This window comes from Enterobacter wuhouensis (assembly GCF_035835995.1).
GTDB lineage: Bacteria > Pseudomonadota > Gammaproteobacteria > Enterobacterales > Enterobacteriaceae > Enterobacter > Enterobacter wuhouensis.
The window spans coordinates 3,200,424-3,219,823 of record NZ_CP142124.1; the positions used below are offsets into that span (position 1 = coordinate 3,200,424).

A 19,400-nucleotide genomic window follows, 5' to 3' on the forward strand; every position below is an offset into this window, starting at 1 on the left:
ATGAACAATATGAACGTAATTATTGCCGATGACCATCCGATTGTACTGTTCGGTATTCGCAAATCACTTGAGCAGATCGAGTGGGTGAATGTAGTCGGTGAATTTGAAGACTCCACAGCACTGATCAATAACCTTCCAAAGCTTGATGCACACGTGCTTATTACCGATCTCTCCATGCCCGGTGATAAATACGGTGACGGCATTACGCTGATTAAATACATCAAACGTCACTTCCCGGACATTTCGATAATTGTTCTGACCATGAACAATAACCCGGCGATCCTGAGCGCCGTTCTGGATCTGGACATCGAAGGGATTGTGCTTAAACAAGGCGCACCAACCGACCTGCCGAAAGCGCTCGCTGCGCTGCAGAAAGGGAAGAAGTTCACGCCTGAAAGCGTCTCTCGTCTGCTGGAGAAAATCAGCGCGGGTGGCTATGGCGACAAACGTCTGTCTCCAAAAGAGAGCGAAGTTCTGCGTCTGTTCGCTGAAGGTTTCCTGGTGACCGAAATTGCCAAGAAGCTGAACCGCAGTATTAAAACCATCAGTAGCCAGAAGAAATCAGCAATGATGAAGCTGGGTGTGGACAATGATATTGCCCTGCTGAACTATCTCTCCTCCGTTACGCTGAGCGCAACGGACAAGGATTGATCCCGGAGGGTGTGCGGCCTGATGCCCTCACCCCGCCCCTCTCCCTGTGGGAGAGGGTGAAAAACGTAAAAGGCCCGTAAGGGCCTTTTTTATATTCTGGTTTTTCTCACGCGATCCGCATAAATCGACAATGTCTGTTTCAGCACGTCCAGCGTCACCGGCTTCGACAGACAGCTGTCCATGCCGGATTCCAGACAGCGCTGCTTCTCTTCCGCCAGGGCATTTGCCGTCACGCCGACGACGGGCAGCGTCAGGCCAAGCTGGCGAATACGCTGCGTCAGGCGGTAGCCGTCCATATTCGGCATGTTAACGTCGCTCAGTACGATATCAATATGGTTTTTACTCAGCACGTTCAGCGCATCCACGCCGTCGTTGGCGGTTTTACACTGGTAGCCCAGAGAGCCAAGCTGGTCAGCGAGCAGGCGGCGGTTGATCGGATGGTCGTCCACCACCAGAATCATCATATCGTCATTCGCTGGCGTCAGGGAGTCCGGGGACGGCAGCGCGGCCGCGCCATCGCTGTCCTCCAGCTGAACGCTGTAAATACGCGCCAGCAGCCCTAACACCTCGTGCGGGGTTGCCACGCTGTGCAGCCACTCCCCGGGCGCATGCTCAAGCGGGATACCGATGTGACGGCGGCAGAAGATAATCGCCCCACGCCCCGGCCATGCCTGCTCCAGCATGTCGTCCGCTATCAGCATATCGTCCACGTCCGGCGTTTGCCCTTCATAGCGCGATACCCGTATGCCGCTGTACGTTAGCATCGCCGTCAGGTAATCGTTTAGCGAGGCATTATTCACCGCCAGCCAGCAGCGCTTATCGCTCAATCCGTCGACCGTCGTTTTCGCCGGATACTGCGCAGAATAGAGCGGAATGCGGATGGTGAACTGGCTCCCCATGCCCGGCTCGGTATCAACAGAAATATCCCCGTCCATCATGCTGATGAGCTTCTCGCAAATCGCCAGCCCCAGCCCGGTGCCCTGGAAATTGCGCTGCACGCCCGTCCCGACCTGGAAGAACGGATCAAAGAGACGAACCACTTCCTTCGCAGGAATACCCACGCCGGTGTCACGCACGCGGATACTGAGGTAATCCCCTGACTTGCAGACGTGCAGCACGATACAGCCGACATCGGTGAACTTAATGGCGTTGCTGAGCAGGTTAGAGATGACCTGCTGCAGACGCATCGGGTCACCGTGCAGCGTCAGCGGTACGTCCGGTTCGATAAAGCAGTAAAGCCCCAGCTGTTTACGCACCACCAGCGGCATATAGTTGGCGCTGATATGGTTCATTACTTCACGCGGGGAGAACTCGCGCGGCTCGATTTTCAGCTGCTCGGACTCGATTTTCGAGAAGTCGAGAATATCGCTGATGATTTTCAGCAGCAGGCTTGAGGAGTTGTTCATCGCCGTGACGAGGCGATCGACCCCTTTCGGCAGCTCTTTGGTTTGCAGCAGGTCGAGGTTGCCGATAATCCCGTACAGCGGCGTTCGCAGCTCGTGGCTGACCGTCGCAAGGAACATCGACTTCGACTGGCTGGCCTGTTCCGCCGCCTGCGCCATCTCCTGCAGCGACTCTTCCATCTTCACGCGCGCGGAGACATCCACCAGCACGCAAATCGCCACGTTTTCATTACGATAGCGGGAATGGACGAAGCTGATTTGCAGATTGGTATGGGTACTCGTCAGCACGTCGACAAAGTTCACCTGCTGCCCGCAGATGATTTGCGTCAGCCGCTGCCTGTCCTCGTGCGTCAGCATGTTCAGGTAGTTATGCGCCAGCTCGTTGCTGAGGATGTTGGTCCCGTCCTGGGTGCGAAGAATACAGATCCCGACGGGCGCGGAGGCAACAATCTTACGGTTAAACTGCTCGTGCTCCTCCAGCCTTTGGGCATCGCTTTCAGCTGGAATGAAGATCCTGCGCTCGTACATACGCGCCAGGGTAAACAGCGCCCCACCCACCAGCAGGTTAAGCAGGATCGCATTCATGATAAGAATGCGTATCCGCTCCAGCACCACGTCGACCGGCACGGAATAGACGATGCTCAGCGAGGATGGCGGCAGGCTTTTCTTCAGCACCAGCTCGCGGAAGCCAGAGGTGTAGCCAAACCACGAGCGCTCCTGCATCCAGTGCGGATCGACTTTTAAGCGGTTCTCCGGCCCGGTGAGCGAAATCAGGGAGTGGCCGTTTTCATCCAGAATAGTCACGCCCATCGGCAGGCTGCCCGGCGTAAAGAAGTTTTCCATGCGGATGGTTTGTTCGATGCCCAGCAGCGCCTGCAGGCGGTTGCCGAGGTAAACCGGCGTCAGGGCATAGAAATAGCCAACGCCCATGCGCGGGCCCTGGCTAATCCAGAAGATGTTATTGCCGCGCTCGTCCTGCGGCGCGTTGCGGTATTTCACAATGCGTTCGTGCAGGCTCTTCAGGGCATCGTCGCGCTCGACGGGCATATCGCGCAGGCCGAAGTCGGCCATGCAGAGATTCTCGCTGCCAATCAGGTAGACGCGGTTCAGGTCGTACGCGGCGGAGAAATTGTCGCGCCAGTAGCGCATAAACCACGCCAGTGATTCCAGCGATCCGCGCCAGGTATTGCCCATTGCGGAACAGTCGGAGTCCGGAAACAGCGGCTCAAAGTCCGGCACTTCGGTTTTATCATTACGCCCACGCAGCGCAAGCACGCCATTCTCAGCGGTGAGGCGATTTTCGGCAATGTACTTCAGCTCCTTCATGACGTCGGAGGTTCGCTGAATATAGCGCTGTGCCTGATCGGAGCTGAGGTTGAACTCCTGGCGGATCTCCGCTTCTTTCTGATGTAGCGCGTTTACGATGTAGAACACCGAGAACAGAGCCACCAGCAACCAAAGCAGGAGCGCCAGCGCCCGAAACAGATAGCGAGAGACTTTCAGCGTGGTACGAAAGGAGACGAGGTATTTCAAAGGGGCGAGGCTCCGCCGTCGGGGTCAAAAAGAATGTGGTTAAGGTAGCGGTAAACGCGACAGGTCGCAACGTTCACGTTTCTGCATCTGCAAAAGAAAAGGGCCGGAAATCGGCCCTTTTTTGCATCAGGAGACATTACTCGTCAGCGTCATCCGCTGCGTCGTCGTCGCTCTCCGCTTCCGGCGCGATTTCATCATCACCTTCCGCGACGCTGCCGTCGATGGAGTCGAGCTCTTCGTCATCCACCGGCTCAGCAACGCGCTGCAGACCCACCACGTTTTCATCTTCCGCCGTACGGATGAGGATAACGCCCTGGGTGTTACGCCCTACCACGCTGATCTCAGACACGCGGGTACGCACCAGCGTACCGGCATCGGTGATCATCATGATCTGGTCAGCATCGTCTACCTGCACCGCGCCCACAACGGAACCGTTGCGCTCGGTTACCTTGATGGAGATAACGCCCTGGGTGCCGCGAGACTTGGTCGGGTATTCGCTTTCCGCCGTACGTTTACCGTAGCCGTTCTGCGTGACGGTCAGGATAGCCCCTTCGCCGCGTGGAACAATCAGGGAAACCACGGTGTCTTCACCCGCCAGCTTGATGCCGCGAACGCCGGTCGCCGTACGGCCCATTGCGCGCACCGCGTTCTCTTTGAAGCGCACCACCTTACCGGCGGCGGAGAACAGCATGACTTCATCGGAACCGGAAGTCAGATCCACGCCGATCAGTTCGTCGCCTTCGTTCAGGTTCACGGCGATAATACCGGCAGAACGCGGACGGCTGAATTCGGTCAGCGCGGTTTTCTTCACGGTGCCGCTGGCGGTCGCCATAAAGACGTTCACGCCCTCTTCATACTCGCGCACCGGCAGAATAGCCGTAATACGTTCGTTCGCTTCCAGCGGCAGCAGGTTGACGATAGGACGACCACGCGCACCGCGGCTCGCTTCCGGCAGCTGATAGACCTTCATCCAGTACAAACGACCGCGGCTTGAGAAGCAGAGGATCGTGTCGTGGGTGTTGGCTACCAGCAGGCGGTCAATAAAGTCTTCTTCTTTAATACGTGCTGCAGATTTGCCTTTACCGCCACGACGCTGTGCTTCGTAGTCGGTCAGCGGCTGATACTTCACATAGCCCTGGTGAGACAGGGTGACCACCACGTCTTCGCGGTTGATCAGATCTTCAATGTTGATATCAGAGCTGTTTGCGGTGATTTCGGTGCGACGCTCGTCGCCGAACTGATCGCGGACCAGCTCCAGCTCTTCGCGGATCACTTCCATCAGGCGCTCTGCGCTACCCAGGATGTGCAGCAGCTCAGCAATCTGCTCCAGCAGCTCTTTGTATTCGTCGAGCAGTTTTTCGTGCTCAAGGCCGGTCAGTTTCTGCAGACGCAGATCCAGAATCGCCTGGGCCTGCTGTTCCGTCAGGTAGTACTGACCGTCGCGCACGCCGAACTCAGGTTCCAGCCACTCAGGACGCGCAGCATCATCGCCCGCACGTTCAAGCATCGCGGAGACGTTACCCAGCGCCCAAGGACGGGCCACTAACGCCGCTTTCGCTTCCGCAGGGGTCGGTGCACGGCGAATCAGCTCGATAATCGGGTCGATGTTTGCCAGCGCAACGGCCAGTGCTTCAAGGATGTGCGCACGGTCGCGCGCTTTGCGCAGTTCGAAAATAGTACGACGGGTCACCACTTCACGGCGGTGACGCACGAACGCGCTCAGGATCTCTTTCAGGTTCATGATCTTCGGCTGGCCATGGTGCAGCGCAACCATGTTGATGCCGAAGGAGACCTGAAGCTGAGTCTGGGAGTACAGGTTGTTCAGCACAACCTCGCCCACCGCGTCGCGTTTGATTTCAATCACGATGCGCATACCGTCTTTGTCAGACTCGTCGCGCAGCGCGCTGATACCTTCAACACGTTTTTCTTTTACCAGCTCGGCGATTTTTTCAATCAGTCGAGCCTTGTTCACCTGATACGGGATCTCGTGAACAATAATAGTTTCACGGCCCGTTTTAGCGTCCGCTTCCACTTCGGCGCGGGCACGGATATAAATCTTGCCGCGGCCGGTGCGGTACGCTTCTTCAATGCCGCGACGACCGTTGATGATCGCCGCCGTCGGGAAGTCCGGCCCCGGGATGTGTTCCATCAGCCCTTCAATGCTGATCTCTTCATCGTCGATATAGGCCAGGCAGCCGTTGATCACTTCGGTGATATTGTGCGGCGGAATGTTGGTGGCCATACCAACCGCGATGCCGGACGAACCGTTCACTAACAGGTTCGGGATCTTGGTTGGCATAACATCAGGAATGCGCTCTGTGCCGTCGTAGTTATCGACGAAATCAACGGTCTCTTTTTCCAGGTCGGCCATCAGCTCGTGGGCGATTTTCGACATACGGATTTCCGTATAACGCATCGCCGCTGCGGAGTCGCCGTCAACAGAACCAAAGTTACCCTGACCATCTACCAGCATGTACCGCAAGGAGAATGGCTGCGCCATACGAACGATGGTGTCATAAACGGCGGTATCACCGTGCGGGTGATATTTACCGATGACATCACCCACGACGCGGGCAGATTTTTTATAGGCTTTATTCCAGTCATTGCCCAATACGTTCATGGCGTATAGTACGCGACGGTGTACCGGCTTAAGGCCATCGCGGACGTCCGGCAGCGCACGGCCAACAATGACCGACATCGCATAGTCCAGATAGGAGCTTTTCAGCTCTTCCTCGATGTTAACCGGTGTAATTTCTCTCGCAAGGTCGCTCATCTAACCGCTATCCCTCTACTGTATCCCGGATTCAAAGGTCGCAAATTATAACACAGCCGCGGTGATTGAGGTAAACCTATACGCTTTATTCACGGGGATTGCCTGATATACTCCTTTGTCTTGCTAAATAAGGAGTAAAAGCGCCCATGAATGCCGAAAAATCCCCGGTGGCTCACAACGTTGACCACGAAGAGATTGCCAAATTTGAAGCGGTGGCGTCCCGCTGGTGGGATCTCGAAGGTGAGTTCAAACCGCTGCATCGCATTAACCCGCTGCGTCTGGGCTACATCGCAGAGCGTTCCGGCGGTCTGTTCGGTAAAAAGGTGCTCGACGTCGGCTGCGGCGGCGGCATCCTGGCGGAGAGCATGGCGCGCGAAGGGGCTACCGTTACCGGCCTGGACATGGGCTTTGAACCGCTGCAGGTTGCCCGGCTTCATGCTCTGGAGTCCGGCGTGCAGGTGGAATACGTGCAGGAAACCGTTGAAGATCATGCGGCTAAGCACGCCCACCAGTACGATGTGGTGACCTGCATGGAGATGCTGGAACACGTGCCCGATCCGCAATCGGTGGTGCAGGCCTGCGCAAAGCTGGTGAAGCCGGGCGGACAGGTCTTCTTCTCGACCATCAACCGCAACGGTAAAGCCTGGCTGATGGCGGTCGTAGGCGCGGAGTACGTGCTGCGCATGGTGCCGAAAGGCACGCACGACGTGAAGAAATTCATCAAGCCTGCTGAGCTATTGAGCTGGGTTGACCAGACGTGGCTCAGGGAGCAGCACATCACCGGCCTGCATTACAATCCACTGACGGATAAATTCAAGCTCGCCCCGGGCGTAGATGTTAACTATATGTTGCATACAACCGCCAAAAACGACTAACGTCATCAACTATTCTTATAAAGATTGCGCGACATCATGTTGCGCAATTCTGACCTCCCGTTGAAGAAATCAGCACTCGATCAAATTTTGAATTTTTTTTCTTAATTATTGACATGTCGTCCAGGCCTTACGGTACGAGGACTTAGGCTTTTTTACCCTTTCACAACCTCAATTTAACCTCAAAATCAACCCTTGTGCTGAAATGATTCGATACTAGAATACTCACCATATAGCGTTTCTCTTATCGCAAACCCCCTATATGTAGTATTTATCCACAGACTTAGTCACAAGACGGATCTGTGGATAAACGGGGGATATTTTTTATTTCACGGACAGGTAAAACCCAATGAATCAGAGTCTGCTGGTGACAAAGCGCGACGGTACCACCGAGCGTATCAATCTGGACAAAATCCATCGAGTTCTCGACTGGGCAGCAGAAGGACTGAATAACGTATCTATCTCCCAGGTCGAACTGCGATCCCACATCCAGTTCTACGACGGCATCAAAACGTCTGATATCCACGAAACCATTATCAAAGCAGCGGCGGATCTGATCTCCCGCGACGCACCGGACTATCAGTACCTCGCCGCACGTCTGGCCATTTTCCACCTGCGTAAAAAAGCCTACGGCCAGTTTGAGCCGCCGAAGCTGTACGATCACGTGGTGAAAATGGTTGAGCTGGGCAAATACGACACGCATCTGCTGGAAGACTATACGGAAGAAGAGTTCGAGCAGATGAACGGGTTTATCGATCACTGGCGCGATATGAACTTCTCCTACGCGGCGGTGAAGCAGCTCGAAGGCAAATACCTGGTTCAGAACCGTGTAACCGGTGAGATCTACGAAAGCGCCCAGTTCCTCTATATTCTGGTGGCCGCCTGCCTGTTCTCTAACTACCCGCGTGACACCCGTCTGGAATACGTGAAGCGTTTCTACGATGCGGTATCCACGTTCAAGATTTCTCTGCCGACGCCGATCATGTCCGGCGTGCGTACCCCAACCCGCCAGTTCAGCTCCTGCGTGCTGATCGAGTGCGGTGACAGCCTGGATTCCATCAACGCCACCTCCAGCGCCATCGTGAAATACGTTTCCCAGCGCGCCGGTATCGGCATCAACGCCGGTCGCATCCGTGCGCTGGGCAGCCCGATTCGCGGCGGTGAAGCGTTCCACACCGGCTGTATCCCGTTCTACAAACACTTCCAGACGGCGGTGAAATCCTGCTCTCAGGGCGGCGTGCGCGGCGGCGCGGCAACCCTGTTCTACCCGATGTGGCACCTGGAAGTGGAAAGCCTGCTGGTTCTGAAAAACAACCGCGGCGTTGAAGGCAACCGCGTGCGCCACATGGACTACGGCGTGCAGATCAACAAGCTGATGTACACCCGTCTGCTGAAAGGTGAAGACATCACCCTGTTCAGCCCGTCCGACGTGCCGGGCCTGTACGACGCGTTCTTCGCCGATCAGGACGAGTTCGAGCGTCTGTACACCAAATACGAAAAAGACGACAGCATCCGCAAGCAGCGCGTGAAGGCGGTAGACCTGTTCTCCCTGATGATGCAGGAACGTGCCTCTACCGGCCGTATCTACATCCAGAACGTGGACCACTGCAACACCCACAGCCCGTTTGATCCGGTCGTCGCGCCGGTGCGCCAGTCTAACCTGTGCCTGGAGATCGCCCTGCCGACCAAGCCGCTGGAAGACGTGAACGACGAAAACGGCGAAATCGCGCTGTGTACGCTGTCCGCATTCAACCTGGGCGCAATTAAGAGCCTGGACGAGCTGGAAGAGCTGGCCGTGCTGGCGGTTCGCGCGCTCGACGCCCTGCTGGATTACCAGGATTACCCAATCCCGGCCGCTAAACGCGGTGCAATGGGCCGTCGTACCCTGGGCATTGGCGTGATCAACTTCGCGTACTGGCTGGCGAAAAACGGCAAGCGTTACTCGGACGGCAGCGCCAACAACCTGACGCACCAGACGTTCGAAGCCATTCAGTACTACCTGATGAAAGCCTCTAACGAGCTGGCGAAAGAGCAAGGCGCGTGCCCGTGGTTCAACGAAACCACCTACGCGAAAGGCATTCTGCCGATCGACACCTACAAGAAAGACCTGGATGCGATCGTCAGCGAGCCGCTGCACCTCGACTGGGAAGGCCTGCGCGAGTCCATCAAGACCCACGGCCTGCGTAACTCCACGCTCTCTGCCCTGATGCCGTCCGAGACCTCCTCGCAGATCTCCAACGCCACCAACGGTATTGAGCCACCGCGCGGCCACGTCAGCATCAAAGCCTCGAAAGACGGCGTGCTGCGTCAGGTCGTACCGGATTACGAAACCCTGGGCGGCAACTACGAGCTGCTGTGGGAAATGCCAAACAACGACGGTTACCTGCAGCTGGTGGGTATCATGCAGAAGTTTATCGACCAGTCGATCTCTGCCAATACCAACTATGACCCGACGCGCTTCCCGTCCGGCAAGGTGCCGATGCAGCAATTGCTGAAAGACCTGCTCACCGCCTACAAATTTGGCGTGAAAACGCTGTACTATCACAACACCCGTGACGGTGCAGAAGACGCGCAGGACGACATGGTGCCGTCAATTCAGGACGATGGCTGCGAAAGCGGCGCATGTAAGATCTAAGCACTTCGCCGGGTGGCGCTACGCTTACCCGGCCTACGGTTTTGTAGGCCCGGCAAACGCAGTGCCGCCGGGCAATACAATCTCAACAGGACTCACCACAATGGCATACACCACCTTTTCACAGACGAAAAACGACCAGCTCAAAGAGCCGATGTTCTTCGGCCAACCGGTCAACGTGGCACGCTACGATCAGCAAAAATATGACATCTTCGAAAAGCTGATTGAAAAGCAACTCTCCTTCTTCTGGCGCCCTGAAGAAGTGGACGTTTCGCGCGATCGTATCGATTTCCAGGCCCTGCCGGATCACGAAAAGCATATCTTCCTCAGCAACCTGAAGTACCAGACGCTGCTGGACTCGATTCAGGGACGTAGCCCTAACGTGGCGCTGCTGCCGCTGATCTCGATTCCTGAGCTGGAAACCTGGGTGGAAACCTGGGCGTTCTCCGAGACGATCCACTCCCGCTCTTACACCCACATCATCCGCAACATCGTGAACGATCCGGCGGTGGTGTTTGACGATATCGTCACCAACGAGCAGATCCAGAAGCGCGCGGAAGGCATTGCGCACTACTACGACGAGCTGATCGAGATGACCAGCTACTGGCATCTTCTGGGCGAAGGCACCCATAACGTGAACGGCAAAACCGTTACCGTAAACCTGCGCGCGCTGAAAAAGCAGCTGTACCTGTGCCTGATGAGCGTGAACGCCCTGGAAGCGATTCGCTTCTACGTGAGCTTCGCCTGCTCCTTCGCCTTTGCCGAGCGCAAGCTGATGGAAGGCAACGCCAAAATCATCCGTCTGATCGCCCGTGACGAAGCCCTGCACCTGACCGGCACCCAGCACATGCTGAACCTGCTGCGCAGCGGCACGGACGACCCGGAGATGGCGGTAATCGCCGAAGAGTGCAAGCAGGAGTGCTACGACCTGTTCGTGCTGGCGGCCCAGCAGGAAAAAGAGTGGGCAGACTACCTGTTCCGCGACGGCTCCATGATTGGCCTGAACAAAGACATTCTGTGCCAGTACGTTGAGTACATCACCAACATCCGCATGCAGGCTGTGGGTCTGGATCTGCCGTTCCAGACGCGCTCCAACCCGATCCCGTGGATCAATACCTGGCTGGTGTCCGATAACGTGCAGGTCGCGCCGCAGGAAGTGGAAGTGAGTTCTTACCTGGTCGGTCAGATTGACTCAGAAGTGAATACTGACGACCTGAGCGACTTCCAGCTCTGATGTCACGCGTGACGCTACGTCTTTCCGGCACTGAGGTGCTGTGTCGGGAAGAGCACCCTTCTCTGCTGGTGGCGCTTGAGGCGCATCAGGTAGAAGTAGAGTACCAGTGTCGTTCCGGCTACTGCGGCTCCTGCCGCTGCCGCCTGGTCGCAGGCCAGGTGGACTGGCTGACCGAACCGCTGGCCTTTATTAACGATGGGGAAATTTTGCCCTGCTGCTGCCGGGCAAAAGGCGATATTGAGATCGAGATGTGATTGTGTCCTATCCCCTCTCCCGGTGGGAGAGGGTTAGGGTGAGGGCATCAGGCCGCAAAGCCTGATTGTCGGGTGGCGGCTTCGCCTTACCCGACCTACAAAACCTACTTCCGGTGAATGAATTCGACCGCTTTATCCGGGAAATCCGTAAACAGCCCGTCCACGCCCGCCTGGTTATACAACACCTCATAAAGCTGATTCACGTCCGTGGCATACGGCGGCAGCTGGTCTGCACGCACGGTATACGGATGCACCTGCATCTTGCTGGCGTGCGCCTCTTTCACCATCGCCGTCAGCTTCACGTGGCCCGGCGCTGAGCCTTCCGCCACCAGCATGTGGTAATCCGGCCCGATGCCGTCGGCGTACTGCGCAATCTGCTTCATCGCGCCCGGCTTGAACATCCAGTCGTAGCTGTAGTTAACCCACTTTCCGTCCGGCTGCTTCTCCTGGGTTTCATTCCAGTCGGTATAGGCGATCAGCTGAACCAGGTTGAGGTTCATGCCCATCTTCGGTTCCAGCTCGGTTTTGATGCGCTTCAGCTCGGCGGCGTCAAAACACTGCAGGTAGACCTTGTCCTGCTTGCTGGTGTAGCCGTACTGTTTCAGCACCTCCAGCGTTTTCGCGGCAATGTCCTTCCCTTCCTGATGGTGGAACCACGGCGCTTTGATTTCCGGGTAGATGCCGATGTTTTTACCGGTAGAGTGGTTCAGCCCCTGAACAAACTCAATCTCCTCTTCAAAGGTATGAATGCGGAAGTCGGATTTGCCCATCGGGAAGCGCCCCGGATAGACCTGCACCTTCTTGCCGTTCTCAATCTCGAAGCCTTCGGTAAACTTCAGCGAGCGGATCTCCGCCAGCGTGAAGTCGATGGCGTAGTAGCGGCCATCTTTTCGCGCGCCGTCGGGGAAACGTTCCGCCACGTCCGTCACGCGGTCAAGATAGTGATCGTGCAGGACGACCAGCCGGTCGTCCTTGGTCATCACCAGATCCTGCTCCAGGTAATCCGCCCCCTGCGCATAGGCCATCGCTTTTGCCGGCAGCGTGTGCTCCGGCAGATAGCCGCTGGCGCCGCGGTGGGCGATAACGATTTTCTCCGCCGCCAGCGCGGAGCCGGTCATCAAACCGGCCAGCAGCAGGCCGGTCGCTAATTGAGTTAGTTTCATCGCAATGCTCCTTATTGACGACGCGCCTGCACTTCCGCGTGGTGGCGTTTCTCACCGATCATCACAACAATCAGCAGCAGTACCGCCAGCACGCTACCGCCGATCATCACCATAAAGCCGCCGTCCCAGCCGAAGAAGTCAACGGTGTAGCCCACGATGGCGCTCGCCGCGACCGAACCGCCCAGATAGCCGAACAGGCCGGTAAAGCCCGCCGCCGTGCCCGCCGCTTTTTTCGGCGCGAGTTCCAGCGCGTGCAGACCGATCAGCATCACCGGACCGTAGATCAGGAAGCCAATCACGATCATACAGGCCATATCAACGCCAGGATTGCCCGGCGGGTTGAGCCAGTACACGACGGTCGCGATGGTGACCAGGGTCATAAAGAACACGCCCGTCGCACCGCGGTTGCCGCGGAACACTTTATCCGACATCCAGCCGCAGAGCAGCGTGCCCGGGATCCCGGCATATTCATACAGGAAATAGGCCCAGGACGATTTATCCAGCGCGAAGTGCTTCACCTCTTTCAGGTAGGTTGGTGACCAGTCGAGGATGCCGTAGCGCAGCAGGTAAACGAAGACGTTCGCCACCGCGATATACCACAGCAGCCTGTTAGGCAGGACGTACTTCATGAAGATCTGTTTTGCGGTCAGCTCTTCTTCGTGCTCCTTGCTGTAATCATCCGGATAGTCGTTTTTGTACTCTTCAATCGGCGGCAGGCCGCAGGACTGCGGCGTATCACGCATCAGCGCGAAGGCAATAATCGCCACCACGATGGCGCCAAAGGCGGGCATATACAGCGCGGCCTTCCAGTCGTTGAACCAGGCCATGCCGAGCAGGAACAGCAGAGGCGGAATACCGCCGCCAACGTTATGGGCGCAGTTCCACACCGACACGATGCCGCCGCGTTCTTTCTGCGACCACCAGTGCACCATGGTACGCCCGCACGGCGGCCACCCCATCCCCTGGAACCAGCCGCAGAGGAACAGCAGCACGAACATAATCGCAATGCTGGAGGTTGCCCACGGCACAAAGCCCATAAACAGCATCACCGCAGCGGCCAGGATCAGGCCAGCAGGCAGGAACACGCGCGGATTCGAGCGGTCCGATACCGAGCCCATAATGAATTTGGAAAAACCGTAGGCAATGGAGATCCCCGACAGCGCGAACCCCAGATCGCCGCGGGAGAAGCCCTGCTCCACCAGATACGGCATGGCGAGCGCGAAGTTTTTACGTACCAGATAATACGCCGCGTACCCGAAGAAAATCCCCAGGAAGATTTGCCAACGCAGACGGCGGTAAAGCGGATCTATTTCTGCCTCAGGCAGACGCGCCCTGTGCGGCGCAGGTTTGAAGATACTGAGCATAACAGCCTCCGTGGCCTTGTATTGAGAGAGCAGGTGGCTCGCACCTGGATTCCAGAGGCGGGGATGTTAAGAAATCACGGTGATTGTTACTGTGAATCAACGCACAGATTGTTACAGAAATATGACAGGATGCGCAAAAAAGCGCATGAAATCACGTTTCACTTTCGATTTGCGCGCGTTTATGTTCGAAATCAAACAAACCACATTATTGATGTGGCTAAATGGTAAAAAACGAACATAGAGGGTAAACAATGACCATTCACGATCCTCGCTACAGCGATGTGATAATCATTGGCGGTGGTGCCACCGGCGCCGGGATCGCCCGTGACTGCGCCCTGAGAGGCCTAAGCGTTACGCTGCTGGAGCGCCATGATATCGCCACCGGCGCGACCGGGCGCAACCATGGCCTTTTGCACAGCGGCGCGCGATATGCGGTCACCGACGGCGAATCCGCGCGCGAGTGTATTGCCGAAAATCAGATCCTCAAGCGCATCGCCCGACACTGCGTTGAACCCACCGACGGCCTGTTTATTACCCTTCCCGAAGATGACCTGTCGTTTCAGTCGACCTTTATCACCGCCTGCAATGCAGCCGGTATTCAGGCAGAGGCGATGGACCCGGCGCTGGCGCAGCGGCTGGAACCCTCGGTGAACCCGGCGCTTATCGGCGCGGTGAAAGTGCCTGACGGCACCGTCGACCCCTTCCGCCTGACCGCCGCCAATATGCTGGACGCCCGCGAGCACGGCGCGCGCATACTGACCGGGCACGAAGTGACCGGGCTTATCCGCGAAAGCAGTACCGTGCGTGGCGTACGGGTCTTTGATACGCAGTATAACGAGCACAGCGAACTGTTTGCCGCCGTCGTGATCAACGCCGCGGGGATCTGGGGGCAGCGCATCGCAGAGTACGCCGATCTGTCGATCCGCATGTTCCCGGCCAAAGGGTCGCTGCTGATCCTCGATCACCGCATCAACAACCATGTCATCAACCGCTGCCGCAAACCGTCCGACGCCGACATTCTGGTACCTGGCGATACCATTTCGCTGATCGGCACCACCTCCACGCACGTCGACTACAGCGAGATTGACTACAACCGCGTGACCGCCGAAGAGGTCGACATCCTGCTGCGCGAAGGGGAAAAACTGGCTCCGGTCATGGCGCAGACGCGCATCCTGCGGGCCTACGCGGGCGTGCGTCCGCTGGTTGCCAGCGACAATGACCCGAGCGGGCGCAACGTCAGCCGGGGGATCGTGCTGCTCGATCACGCCGAGCGCGACGGGATGGAGGGCTTTATCACCATCACCGGCGGCAAGCTGATGACCTACCGCCTGATGGCCGAGTGGGCAACCGATGCCGTCTGCCGCAAGCTGGGGAATACCGAACGCTGCGTGACGGCGGAACAGCCGCTGCCCGGCTCGCGGCAGTCCACCGAGAAGACGCTGCAAAAAATCATCTCGCTCCCCGCGCCGCTGCGCGGGTCCGCTATCTACCGCCACGGCGACAGAACGCCGCAGTGGCTGGGTGAAGGTCGCCTGAGCCGCAGCCTGGTGTGCGAGTGCGAAGCGGTCACCGCCGGGGAAGTGCAGTACGCCGTGGAGAATCTGACGGTGAATAACCTGCTCGATTTACGCCGCCGCACGCGCGTCGGGATGGGGACCTGTCAGGGCGAGCTGTGCGCCTGCCGTGCCGCCGGGCTATTGCAGCGTTTTCACGCCACCTCCTCTACCCAGTCGCTTGCTCAGCTCAGCGATTTCCTGAACGAACGCTGGAAAGGCATTCAGCCCGTCGCCTGGGGGGACGCCCTGCGCGAAAGCGAGTTCACCCGCTGGGTCTACCAGGGACTTTGCGGCCTTGAAAAGGAGCCACAGGATGAAATTTGATACCGTGATTATCGGCGGCGGCCTGGCGGGCCTGCTCTGCGGCATTAAGCTCACGAAGCAGGGGCTGCGCTGCGCCATTATCACCCGGGGTCAGAGCGCCCTGCACTTCTCGTCGGGATCGCTGGATCTGGTGGACGACGCCTGGCGCGATAAACTGCCGCCCGAGCACCCCTATCACCTGATTGGCGCGCAGCATATTGACCGCTTTGCCCTTGAAACCGAAGCGCTGCTGGCAGAGTGCGGCGCGCGGCTGCAGGGCAGCGCGCGGCAAAACCATCAGCGCGTGACGCCGCTTGGCACCCTGCGCTCCGCCTGGCTCAGCCCGGAAGACGTTCCCGTCGCACCGTTTAAGGATGAGACCGTGCTGGTGGTCGGCATCAGTGGTTTTCTCGATTTTCAGCCGCACCTCGCGGCGGCATCGCTCTGTCGCCAGGGCGTTAATGCAGAAACAGCGGAGATAGACCTGCCCGAGCTTGACGTTCTGCGCGATAACCCCAGCGAGTTCCGGGCGGTCAATATTGCCCGACTGCTGGATAACGAAGATAAGTGGCCGCTGCTCTATGAAGCGCTCAAACCCCTCGGTGAGAAATACGACGCGCTGTTTATGCCCGCCTGCTTTGGCCTTGTGGACAACCGTCTCTGGCGTTGGCTGTCGGAACGTCTTTCCTGCACCCTCGGGCTGCTTCCCACGCTTCCACCGTCCGTTCCGGGCATTCGCCTGCATACCCAGCTACAGCGCCGGTTCGTGGCGCAGGGCGGCGTGTGGATGGCGGGTGATGAAGTAAAAAAAATCACGCTGAACGGCGGCGAGGCCAGCGAGGTGTGGACACGAAACCACGGCGATATTCCCCTTCGGGCACGCTATACGGTGCTGGCCAGCGGCAGCTTTTTCAGCAACGGATTGCTCAGCAGCCGGGAGGGCATTCGGGAGGCGATCCTGGGGCTGGACGTCCGGCAAAGCGCCTCGCGCGCGGACTGGTATCAGAGTGATTTCTTCACCCCGCAGCCCTGGCAGCAGTTCGGCGTGATTGTCGATAACCAGCTGCATCCGCAACTTTCCGGTAAACCCGTCAGTAATCTCTTTGCCATCGGCTCGCTGCTGGGCGGCTACGACCCCATCGTGCAGGGCTGCGGCGGCGGCGTTTGCGCGGTGACGGCGCTCCACGTGGCAGAGCAGATTATCCAGCGCACGGAGGCTGAACGATGAACGATACCCGTTTTGAAAGCTGCATCAAATGCACGGTATGCACCACCGTCTGCCCGGTCAGCGGCGTCAACCCGCGCTACCCCGGTCCGAAGCAGGCCGGGCCGGACGGCGAGCGTCTTCGCCTGAAGGACGGCAAACTGTACGACGAGGCGCTAAAATACTGCATCAACTGCAAGCGCTGCGAAGTCGCCTGCCCGTCGGATGTTAAAATCGGCGATATCATCCAGCGCGCCCGCGCGCGCTACAGCACGCAGAAGCCGACGCTGCGCGACGCGATCCTAAGCCATACCGACCTGATGGGCAGCGTCTCGACGCCGTTTGCCCCGCTGGTGAATGCCGCAACCGCACTCAAGCCGGTGCGCCAGCTGCTGGATGCCACGCTTAAAATCGACCATCACCGCAGCCTGCCGAAATATTCTCACGGCACCTTTCGCCGCTGGTACAAATCCGTCGCGGCGGAACAGGCGCAGTACGCCGATCGGGTGGCCTTCTTCCACGGCTGCTACGTGAACTACAACCATCCGCAGCTGGGAAAAGATCTGCTCAAGGTACTGAATGCCATGGGCACCGGCGTGGAGCTGCTGAGTCAGGAAAAATGCTGCGGCGTGCCGCTGATTGCCAACGGATTTACGGATAAAGCGCGTAAGCAGGCGAAAAGTAACGTCTCGTCGCTGCGCGAAGCCATTGTAGACAGGGGGACACCGGTGCTGGCCACCTCCTCCACCTGCGCCTTTACGCTGCGCGATGAATATCCGCACCTGCTGGACGTGGATAACACCGGCCTGCGCGAACACATTGAGCTGGCGACGCGCTTCCTGTGGCGCAGGCTGGACAGCGGAAAAACGTTACCGCTGAAGGCCTTACCGCTTAAGGTGGTGTACCACACGCCGTGCCACATGGAAAAGATGGGCTGGTCATTGTATACGCTTGAGCTGCTGCGGCTTATTCCGGGGCTGGAGCTGACGGTGCTGGACTCGCGCTGCTGCGGCATCGCGGGCACCTACGGCTTTAAGCGTGAAAACTACGCCACCTCGCAGGCGATTGGCGCCCCGCTGTTCAGGCAGATTGAGGAGAGCGGCGCGGACATCGTGGTGACCGACTGCGAAACCTGCAAATGGCAGATTGAGATGTCCACCAGCAAGCGCTGCGAACATCCAATCACCCTGCTGGCGAAGGCGCTGGGCTAAACGTTGCCGGGGCGACGGCCCCGGCACACGGCTCACTCAACGAACAGCGATTCTACGACGTTGATCCAGCCGTGCTCGCTGGCAACCTCTTTACCGTTCAGCCAGCGGCGGAGCATGTTCAGCGCCATCATGGCGCACACTTCCTGCCGCACCGCCACGCTGTGGCGCGTGATGCTCATTTTCACCCGCAGGGCGTGGGTGCCTTCCGGCGTCGCGAGGGCAAAATTGAGATGCTCGTCGTCCACGCCGCCAACGGCCAGCGCCAGCCCGGCAAAATGCTTCACCCTGCGCTCGGACGCCCAGCGCGCGGTCTGCGCCAGCGTCTCCTGCTGGAACGGCACGACTTCGCTTGCCAGCAGGGGAGCGTCGGCACGCGAAAGCTGCAGCGCCAGCAGGCCGCCGGTGAACTGCTCGCTTAGGGTGACGCTCAGCTGGCGGGCCTGCAGGTTCTGCGCGATCTGCGCGGGCAGCCCTTCCGTTCCCTCAAAGATCAGGCTCTCGCCCGCCACGCGCTGCACTTCAGGCCATATTGCCAGCATGGCGGCTTTTTCCGTCGCCGGGCCGGTCAGCTTGAGTTCGATAATTGGCATCGACGAGCGATAGCCCATCGAGACGCCCGGCGGCAGCTGCAGGTGGTCAAGGCTCTGCGCCAGATCGCTTTCCGAGCGACCAAAGGTGGTCAGGCGCAGGCACAGCGGCGGCTCCGGCAGCGTAAAGCGCTGGCGAAGGCGGGGCAGGATCTGCTGTTCAACCATCACCTTAAATTCCGACGGCACGCCCGGGGTGAAGAACATCAGGCAGCGGTTGAGCTGAACGGCGAATCCACAGGCGGTGCCGACCGGGTTATCCACCAGCTCCGCGCTGGCGGGGATTTCGGCCTGCTTGCGGTTGCTGGGTGCCATCACGCGTCCACGATCGGAAAAGAAGCGTTCCATCTGCGTCAGCCACGCCTCGTGCAATACCAGCCCCTCGCCTTTGGCGGTGGCGGCGGCCAGCGCGCTGAGATCGTCGCTGGTGGGGCCGAGTCCCCCGTTCACAATCAGCACGTCGCACTGCTCGCTACGCTCGCGAAGAATATTCACCAGCGACTCAAGATTGTCGCCCACGGTGTTGCGGCGCGTTAAGGGTAATCCTTGCTCAAAGAATACATCGGCAAGCCAGGCGGCATTGGTGTCAATAATTTGACCATGCAGCACTTCGTCGCCAGTGGATAGCATTTCCACGTTTATCATTGTGTTCTCCCACTT

13 protein-coding genes are annotated in these 19,400 nt (G+C 58.3%); 8 read left to right on the forward strand and 5 right to left on the reverse strand.

What is annotated here, in order from left to right:
• Window positions 1-651, forward strand: a complete 651-nt coding sequence (gene rcsB, locus VPX56_RS15280) for a response regulator transcription factor RcsB (protein ID WP_003859405.1) — start codon at window positions 1-3, stop codon at window positions 649-651.
• Between the two features lie 89 nt (window positions 652-740).
• Here the strand turns inward: rcsB and rcsC are convergent, their stop codons facing one another.
• Both rcsC and gyrA read right to left on the reverse strand, forming a co-directional pair.
• The gene (gene rcsC / locus VPX56_RS15285) at window positions 741-3,587 is read right to left on the reverse strand and encodes a two-component system sensor histidine kinase RcsC (RefSeq protein ID WP_326467425.1); all 2,847 of its coding nucleotides are present in this window, start codon (window positions 3,585-3,587) and stop codon (window positions 741-743) included.
• Between the two features lie 136 nt (window positions 3,588-3,723).
• Complete coding sequence (gene gyrA, locus VPX56_RS15290; RefSeq protein WP_326467427.1) at window positions 3,724-6,360, reverse strand: DNA topoisomerase (ATP-hydrolyzing) subunit A; 2,637 nt, start codon at window positions 6,358-6,360, stop codon at window positions 3,724-3,726.
• 146 nt (window positions 6,361-6,506) lie between these two features.
• On the opposite strand from gyrA, the gene ubiG reads away from it, so the two are divergent.
• From ubiG to yfaE, 4 genes are all read left to right on the forward strand, one after another.
• A complete protein-coding gene (gene ubiG, locus VPX56_RS15295) occupies window positions 6,507-7,235 on the forward strand; it encodes a bifunctional 2-polyprenyl-6-hydroxyphenol methylase/3-demethylubiquinol 3-O-methyltransferase UbiG (protein WP_326467429.1) in 729 nt (242 codons plus the stop codon).
• Between the two features lie 346 nt (window positions 7,236-7,581).
• Window positions 7,582-9,867 carry a class 1a ribonucleoside-diphosphate reductase subunit alpha gene (gene nrdA / locus VPX56_RS15300; RefSeq protein WP_131634910.1) on the forward strand — a complete coding sequence of 762 codons (2,286 nt, stop codon included), beginning with the start codon at window positions 7,582-7,584 and terminating at the stop codon, window positions 9,865-9,867.
• 100 nt (window positions 9,868-9,967) lie between these two features.
• The gene (nrdB, locus tag VPX56_RS15305) at window positions 9,968-11,098 is read left to right on the forward strand and encodes a class Ia ribonucleoside-diphosphate reductase subunit beta (RefSeq protein WP_326467432.1); all 1,131 of its coding nucleotides are present in this window, start codon (window positions 9,968-9,970) and stop codon (window positions 11,096-11,098) included.
• Window positions 11,098-11,352, forward strand: a complete 255-nt coding sequence (gene yfaE, locus VPX56_RS15310; RefSeq protein WP_119937067.1) for a class I ribonucleotide reductase maintenance protein YfaE — start codon at window positions 11,098-11,100, stop codon at window positions 11,350-11,352. Before nrdB ends, yfaE begins: the two co-directional genes overlap by 1 nt.
• A gap of 104 nt (window positions 11,353-11,456) precedes the next feature.
• Here the strand turns inward: yfaE and glpQ are convergent, their stop codons facing one another.
• Window positions 11,457-12,515 (reverse strand): glycerophosphodiester phosphodiesterase, encoded by a 1,059-nt coding sequence (gene glpQ, locus VPX56_RS15315; RefSeq protein ID WP_326467434.1) that lies wholly within the window; start codon window positions 12,513-12,515, stop codon window positions 11,457-11,459.
• Between the two features lie 11 nt (window positions 12,516-12,526).
• A complete protein-coding gene (glpT, locus tag VPX56_RS15320) occupies window positions 12,527-13,879 on the reverse strand; it encodes a glycerol-3-phosphate transporter (RefSeq protein WP_131634907.1) in 1,353 nt (450 codons plus the stop codon).
• A 251-nt stretch (window positions 13,880-14,130) separates the two neighbouring features.
• Here glpT and glpA point away from each other — a divergent pair, with 251 nt between their 5' ends.
• From glpA to glpC, 3 genes are read left to right on the forward strand one after another with little or no spacing between them, the layout of a single operon-like run.
• The gene (gene glpA / locus VPX56_RS15325; protein ID WP_326467437.1) at window positions 14,131-15,759 is read left to right on the forward strand and encodes an anaerobic glycerol-3-phosphate dehydrogenase subunit A; all 1,629 of its coding nucleotides are present in this window, start codon (window positions 14,131-14,133) and stop codon (window positions 15,757-15,759) included.
• Window positions 15,749-16,966, forward strand: a complete 1,218-nt coding sequence (gene glpB, locus VPX56_RS15330; RefSeq protein WP_326467439.1) for a glycerol-3-phosphate dehydrogenase subunit GlpB — start codon at window positions 15,749-15,751, stop codon at window positions 16,964-16,966. Before glpA ends, glpB begins: the two co-directional genes overlap by 11 nt.
• On the forward strand, window positions 16,963-18,153 hold the full coding sequence (gene glpC, locus VPX56_RS15335) for an anaerobic glycerol-3-phosphate dehydrogenase subunit GlpC (protein ID WP_326467441.1): 1,191 nt from the start codon (window positions 16,963-16,965) through the stop codon (window positions 18,151-18,153). The genes glpB and glpC overlap by 4 nt, the downstream gene beginning before the upstream one ends.
• A 32-nt stretch (window positions 18,154-18,185) precedes the next feature.
• Here glpC and VPX56_RS15340 read toward each other — a convergent pair whose 3' ends face one another.
• Window positions 18,186-19,385 carry a nicotinamide mononucleotide deamidase-related protein YfaY gene (locus tag VPX56_RS15340; RefSeq protein WP_263609852.1) on the reverse strand — a complete coding sequence of 400 codons (1,200 nt, stop codon included), beginning with the start codon at window positions 19,383-19,385 and terminating at the stop codon, window positions 18,186-18,188.
• Window positions 19,386-19,400: the final 15 nt, after the last annotated feature.